At 69.0% G+C, this 6,068-nt stretch carries 6 protein-coding genes; all 6 read right to left on the reverse strand.

The genetic code is table 11. From position 1 onward, the window contains the following. Positions 1-586 precede the first annotated feature (586 nt). Positions 587-1,537, reverse strand: coding sequence for an endo alpha-1,4 polygalactosaminidase (locus ACFDTH_RS16930; protein ID WP_375288735.1), 951 nt, complete (start codon positions 1,535-1,537; stop codon positions 587-589). A gap of 83 nt (positions 1,538-1,620) precedes the next feature. Beyond that, on the reverse strand, positions 1,621-2,562 hold the full coding sequence (locus tag ACFDTH_RS16935) for a mechanosensitive ion channel family protein (protein WP_375288736.1): 942 nt from the start codon (positions 2,560-2,562) through the stop codon (positions 1,621-1,623). 61 nt (positions 2,563-2,623) lie between these two features. Beyond that, positions 2,624-3,139, reverse strand: a complete 516-nt coding sequence (gene pal, locus ACFDTH_RS16940) for a peptidoglycan-associated lipoprotein Pal (RefSeq protein WP_375288737.1) — start codon at positions 3,137-3,139, stop codon at positions 2,624-2,626. Between the two features lie 47 nt (positions 3,140-3,186). Next, the gene (gene tolB / locus ACFDTH_RS16945) at positions 3,187-4,578 is read right to left on the reverse strand and encodes a Tol-Pal system beta propeller repeat protein TolB (RefSeq protein ID WP_375288738.1); all 1,392 of its coding nucleotides are present in this window, start codon (positions 4,576-4,578) and stop codon (positions 3,187-3,189) included. 11 nt (positions 4,579-4,589) lie between these two features. Continuing rightward, the gene (locus ACFDTH_RS16950; RefSeq protein WP_375288739.1) at positions 4,590-5,534 is read right to left on the reverse strand and encodes a cell envelope biogenesis protein TolA; all 945 of its coding nucleotides are present in this window, start codon (positions 5,532-5,534) and stop codon (positions 4,590-4,592) included. Positions 5,535-5,616: 82 nt separating this feature from the next. Then, the gene (tolR, locus tag ACFDTH_RS16955) at positions 5,617-6,051 is read right to left on the reverse strand and encodes a protein TolR (RefSeq protein ID WP_375288740.1); all 435 of its coding nucleotides are present in this window, start codon (positions 6,049-6,051) and stop codon (positions 5,617-5,619) included. Positions 6,052-6,068: the final 17 nt, after the last annotated feature.

Consider the following 6,068-nt stretch of genomic DNA (forward strand, 5'->3'; position numbering starts at 1 on the left):
GCGGGGCACGATCTGCTGCCCGGCTGGGCGCAGGCGATGCACGGCCGCGCGGTGGCGCCGATCGCGGCGCCGGCGATCCGCACCGGCGTGCGGGGCATGGCGGGGCTGTTCCGCTGGGCGCTGGCCGGCTGACCATTTCGTCGCGCCGGCGGCGGGTCTGGTCGCAGCGTCGGGCGCATCGTCGCGAGGCGCGCGACAGCGGGCGAGGGGCAGGACAGGGCGTGTCCAACGCTTTCACGGACACGCCGCCATGCACCGCCCCAACCCGTATCTCGCGATCCTCGTCGGCTTCTGCCTGACCCTGTTCGCCTTCGCGCCCGACCCCGCCGCCGCTGAGCCGGCCCCGGCCCCGGTTGCGGCGACGCGCTGACCCGTTCCGCCGCGGCCTCCCCACCCATGCCGCGGCGATCCGCGGGCGCCCGCACCGACCCCGGCGGGCGCCCGCTTTTTCCTGTTGCAGGGCGGGTCCTCCCTCTGCCCGTTCGTGCTGAGCGAAGTCGAAGCACTTTGGCGGGCGCGGCGCTTGCCCTTCGACTTCGCTCAGGGTGAACGGAGAAAGGGATGTTCTTCGCGGAGCCGTCCTGCGTCAGCTGTCGCAGCTGAAGCGATATTTGTCGTTGAGCTTGAGCGGGAGCACCAGGGTGCGGATATTGGCCGCGCGCGAGGCGGCGCAGAGCGTGTCGCGCGCGCCGTTCTGGTTGGTGCGGTATTTCGCCAGATATTCGGCGTTGAACACCGGCTTGCCCGCATCGGTGAACGGCTTGAGCATCGCGCACTCGCGATATTGCGCGCATTGCTCATTGACCGCGAAGTCGAAAGAATCGACCAAAGCGCGGACCTGGTCGAGGTCGTTCTTCAGGCCGACGGCAAGGCCGCGGCGGTGCGCCTCGGTGGCGAGATAGCGGTTGTAGTCGAGCTGGTCGGCGGCGGTGAGGCCGAGACCGTTCTTGTTGGCATAGCCGTCCATGTTGTCGGGCTCGACGCCGTCGCACCCGCGCGCGGCGGCGAGGTCGAGTCGCTCGGCCATGATCCGGCGCACGTTCTGCGAGCGGGTGTCGACCCAGCGCTCACCGGCCCAGCCGTCGAGCGGCTTGCCGAGATCGCTCGTTTCGAACTCCTTGAAATCGTCGCGCCAATTCTCCGACGAGCCGGCGGAGAAGTAGCAGATCAGCTTCGATCCGCGGGCGTGGACCTGCGCGATCGTCGCGTCCGAGGTGTCGAACAGGTCGAGGTCGTAGATCGCGACATCATAGCTGGTGTTGATCTGGCCGGTGAGCTGCCACTGCCACGTGTCCGAAACGGCAGGCTTCCACCATGTGCCGCTATCCGCCCGCTTGCGTGCGGCGGTGCGGACCGGAGCGGCGCTGGACGGGATGACCGACGCGCGACGCGCGGCATTCGCCTCGGCTGCGGGCGCGGCGACCACGGTGACCGGAGCGCTGCGGGCTTCCGTCGCATGATCGGCAACATAAGCGGCACTAGCGGCGGCGGCGAGCGTGCCAGCGCCAACAAACATGGTGATTGTGCGCATGTTCATCCCTTCCCTTTGTTTCGCTCATGATGCCAAGCGAAAGTTTCCGCAACATGACGCGGCGGGATGAAACAAGCAAGCGCGCGATTTCAGCGTCTGCGCGGAGCCGGAGGAGAGTCACCCGCCGGCCAGCCCTCGCGCTGCCGGGTGCGGTCGCCGTCCACTTCCTCGGTCTGATCGTGGAACAGCACCTGAGTGGTCGGATAGGCGAGATCGATCGCGTGAGCCTTAGCGGCGGCGACGATCGCCTCGACCACCCTCGCCTTGATGTGGACGACATTGGTGCGCTTCGAGTCGGTCCACCAGCGCGCGCGCAGGGTGACGGTGCTCGCGTCGAGCCCCCAAGGGAGCGTCTCCGGCTTGGGATCGGGAACTATCCCGTCGATTCCCGCCATCGTCTCGGTGAACACCTGGCAGGCACGCGCGACATCGTCGCCATAGCCGATACCTATGTCGAGCTGTTCGCGGCGGGTCGGGAAGGCTGTGTTGACCACCACCGGCGCGATGTAGAGGTCCGCGTTGGGGATGATGACGCGGCGGCCGTCATAGGTCTTCAGCAGCGTCGCACGGCTCTCGATATGCTCGACCGTGCCCTCATAGTCCTTGACGACGATCTGGTCGCCGCGGCGGAACGGGCGGCGGATCAGCAAAAGCAGGCCGGCGAACAGGTTCTGGAGGATGTCCTTGAAGGCGAAACCGATCGCCACCGAGCCGATGCCCAACGTGGCGAGCACGTCGCCGGGCTTTACCGAAGGGAAGACGATCGCCGCCGCCATCAGCAGCGCGGCGATCATGATCGCGCCGAAGGCGATCGAGCCGAGCAACGCGCCCAGGTCGTAGCGGTCGCGCCGGTCCGCCAGCTTACGGATCATCGCCGCCACGCCCTTGGCGGCGAACCAGGCGACGACCAGGAAGACGATCGCCGCAATGATGTTGGGTAGCTGGAGGAAGAAGCCGTTGACCCAGGCATGCGCCTTGGCGAGGATCAGGCTTCCGGGTTCACGGATCGGCGGCGGCGTGACGGGCTTCATGCCCGGGTGAACGCCGCCGCGCGATCAAGTCTCCCGCATGCTTGCGGGTGACTAAGTCAGATCAGCCGATCACCACCGTCACCGCACGGCGGTTCTGCGCGTAGCTTCCCTCGTCCGAGCCGAGCGCGGCGGGGCGCTCCTTGCCGTAGCTGATCGTGGTGATCCGCGAGGCGGCGATGCCGCGCGAGACGAGGTAATTCTTGGCCGAATTGGCGCGGCGGTCGCCCAAAGCGAGGTTGTATTCGCGGGTGCCGCGCTCGTCGCAATGGCCCTCGATGGTGATGCGGACATTGGGATAGCGCTGGAGCCAATCGGCCTGGGTGTCGAGGATACCGCGCGCGGTGCCGTCGATGTCGTACATATCGAGGCCGAAGTTCACCGTGTCGCTGGTAACCGAGCGCTTGAAATCCTCGGCCGAGCCCGGACGGACGGTGCCGTCGCCCATGCCGTCATTGCCAATCGGCGCCGCAGGGGCTTCGCCCGGCGGCGGCGGCAGCACCTCGGGCCGCTTCTTCGAGCAGGCGGCAGTCGCGACGAGCGCAATGCCGAGAAGGATGGTGGTGGTCTTGCTGGCCATCTTGGTCTCCTTGAGAGAATCTGCCCCGTTCGCCCCGAATAGCATCTTTACGGCCGAAGCGGACCCCAGCCCGGATCGGAACCATCGAGCGGCGTCGGCACACGCCGCGCCACCTGGCCGGTGAGGTCCACCTGCCACAGGTCCGCCTTGCCGGCGCTGCCGCGGCCGGCGCGATAGAACATCAGCACGCGGCCGTTGGGCGCCCAGCTGGGCCCCTCGTCCTGCCAGGCATTGGTGAGCAGCCGCTCGCCGCCGCCGCTCGGGCTCATCACGCCGATGCGGAAGGCGCCGGACAGGCGGGTGAAGGCGATCAGGTCGCCGCGCGGGCTCCACACCGGCGTGGCATAACGCCCCCCGCCGAAGCTGATCCTCTGCTGGTTCGATCCGTCCGCGTTCATCACGTAGAGCTGCTGCCCGCCCGAGCGGTCGCTCTCGAAGACGATGCGGCTGCCGTCCGGTGAATAGCTTCCACCCGTATCGATGCCCGGTCCGTTGGTGAGGCGCTGCGGGGCGCCGCCCTGACTCGACACGCGATAGAGGTCGGTGTTGCCGCCGGTCGCCATCGAGAACAGAATCCAGCGGCCGTCGGGCGAGAAGCGCGGCGCGAAGGTGGTGGCGACATTCTGCACGACCAGCCGCTGCCGCCCCGAGCCGATGTCATAGACATAGATCGAGGGGATGCGGCCGAGATAGCTCATGTACACGATCGACTGCTGGTTCGGCGCGAACCGCGGCGTCAGCACGATCGACTGGCCGTTGGTGAGGAAGCGATGGTTGGCGCCGTCCTGGTCCATGATCGCGAGGCGCTTGATCCGCTTCGCCTTGGGCCCGGTCTCCGAGACATAAGCGACGCGGCTGTCGAAATACGGCCCCTCGCCGGTCAGCCGCGTGTAGACGGTGTCGGCGCATTTGTGCGCGGCGCGGCGCCAGTCGGCAGGCGGCACCACGAAGCCCTGACGGACCAGTTCGGTCCGCGCGGACACGTCGTAGAGGTAGCAGCCCACCGTCAGCGTGCCATCGCCATTGGCGCGGATGTAACCCTGCACCAGCGCCTGCACGCCGGTGCCGCCCCAATAATCGAAGGCGGGCTGCGTCACCTCGGGGAAGGACACCGGGCGCAGCCGCGACGGATCGAGCGGGGTGAACAGCCCCGATCCCTTGAGATCGTTGGTGATGATGTCGCCGAGCTGGCGGCCGAGTGCGTCGGTGGAGCCGGCGGGGGTCTGCACCACCTGCACCGCGGGCATGGCGGGAATGGCGATCGGCAGCGGCGCGGAGACGCCACCGGTGACGTCCACCACCAGCTCGTCGGAGGGCGCCGCGGCCGGAACGGCGGCTTGGTCAGCCGGCGCGGGGGCCGGCGCAGGCGGCGCCTCCTGCGCGATCGCGGCGGAGCTCAGCAGCAAGGCGAGCGCGACAGAAAGGGGCGAGCGGGTCATGGCAGAGGTCCTCAGCCGGGAAGCTTGTAGCGAAGGGTGAAGTTCCGCCAACCGCCCGGAACGTCGTAGAGTTCGGGCGGCAGGCCGGTCAACGGCGCGCAGCCGACGAAGGCGGCGATGGCGAGATCGTCGACGCGTGCGACATAGCGCTCGTTCTGGTCGTCGACACCGGTATGGCCGCGCACGGTCGGCCGGCCGGCGAGCGAGCCGTCGCGGTTGATGCGCAGGTTGATCGCGACGCGAATCCGCTCCGCGCCGGGGCCGGGCGTCACCTGGCGATTGGCGCAGGGCTGAATCTGGCGCTGGATCGCCGAGGCGATGTTCGCCGCCGCCTGCGCGCCGACCTTGCCGGGCGGGTTCGGATTGCGGCTGGTCGATGGCTCGGGGCTGAGCCCCTTGAGAAAATCAGGCCCGAGCCGGCTGCCGCGCGGCTTGTCCGCCTTGGCGTTCTCGGTCCTGCCGCTGCCCTTCGACGCGGCGGCGGGCTTGGCTGGGGTAGGCTTGGCCGGCTTGGCGGAGGCGCTGCGGGTCGGCTTCTCGGGCGCCGGCTTGGCCGCGGGCTTCGCGGCTGCAGGCTTGGGCGGCTTGGGGCGCGAGACCGGCGCGGGCTTGGGCGGCGGGTTTGGCTTGGGTGCCGGCTTGGGCGGCGCGGGCCGGGGCGCCGGCTGCGGCGGGGCGGGCTCGGGCGGGGCGGGTGCAGGCTCTGGCTGCGGCTCGGCCGGCGGCGGCGCGTCCTCTGGCAGCCCCTCCTCGGGCGCGACCGATTGCGCGGGCTCCTCGGCGGGCGCGGGCGAGGTCTGCTCCAGCGCCACATCCTTGGCGAGGCTGATCTCGACGGGTGTAATCTTGAGCTTCTCGGGATTCGGCGTCGCCAGGAAGCCGATCGACAGCAGCCCGAACAGGATCAGATGCCCTGCCCCGGCTACGCCCAGCCCGATCTTCTCCGCGCGATCCATCAGCGTTCTGTGTGCCCCCGCGAAGGCGAGGACCCAGCCTGGGCGCCCGCCTTCGCGGGGGCACATGAAATGAAGGATCGACTCACTCGCTGTCGTCCACCGTCACCAGCGCGACCTTGTTGAGGCCGGCGCGGTTGAGCTCGCCCATCACGCGCATCACCTTGCCGTAATCGAGCGCGGTGTCGGCACGCAGGAACACCTGCGGCGGCTTGCCGGCGGGCGCGCGGGTGGCGATCTGGTCGAGCCGGCCGGCGAGCACGCCTTCCGACACCTCATCCTTGGCGATGAAGATACGGCCCTGATCGTCGATCGAGATCTCGACCGGCTCCTCCTCCTGGTCGAGCGGCTTGGCGCGGCTGTCGGGCAGGTTCACCGGCACGCCGGCGGTGAGCAAAGGCGCGGTGACCATGAAGATGATCAGCAGCACCAGCATCACGTCCACCAAAGGCGTGACGTTGATCTCCGCCATCGGCGCCTTGCGCCCGCCCGAGCGCTGCGAGGGAAGCTGCATCCCCATCAGACTGTTCCTCCCCT

Source organism: Sphingomonas sp. (genome assembly GCF_042096255.1).
Classification (GTDB): Bacteria; Pseudomonadota; Alphaproteobacteria; order Sphingomonadales; family Sphingomonadaceae; genus Sphingomonas.

Excerpts from the sequence above, each read along its gene's own strand:
- ACFDTH_RS16935 (WP_375288736.1), bottom strand. The coding sequence starts at position 2,562 with ATGAAGCCCGTCACGCCGCCGCCGATCCGTGAACCCGGAAGCCTGATC.
- pal (WP_375288737.1), bottom strand. The coding sequence starts at position 3,139 with ATGGCCAGCAAGACCACCACCATCCTTCTCGGCATTGCGCTCGTCGCG.
- ACFDTH_RS16930 (WP_375288735.1), bottom strand. The coding sequence starts at position 1,537 with ATGAACATGCGCACAATCACCATGTTTGTTGGCGCTGGCACGCTCGCC.
- tolB (WP_375288738.1), bottom strand. The coding sequence starts at position 4,578 with ATGACCCGCTCGCCCCTTTCTGTCGCGCTCGCCTTGCTGCTGAGCTCC.
- ACFDTH_RS16950 (WP_375288739.1), bottom strand. The coding sequence starts at position 5,534 with ATGGATCGCGCGGAGAAGATCGGGCTGGGCGTAGCCGGGGCAGGGCAT.
- tolR (WP_375288740.1), bottom strand. The coding sequence starts at position 6,051 with ATGGGGATGCAGCTTCCCTCGCAGCGCTCGGGCGGGCGCAAGGCGCCG.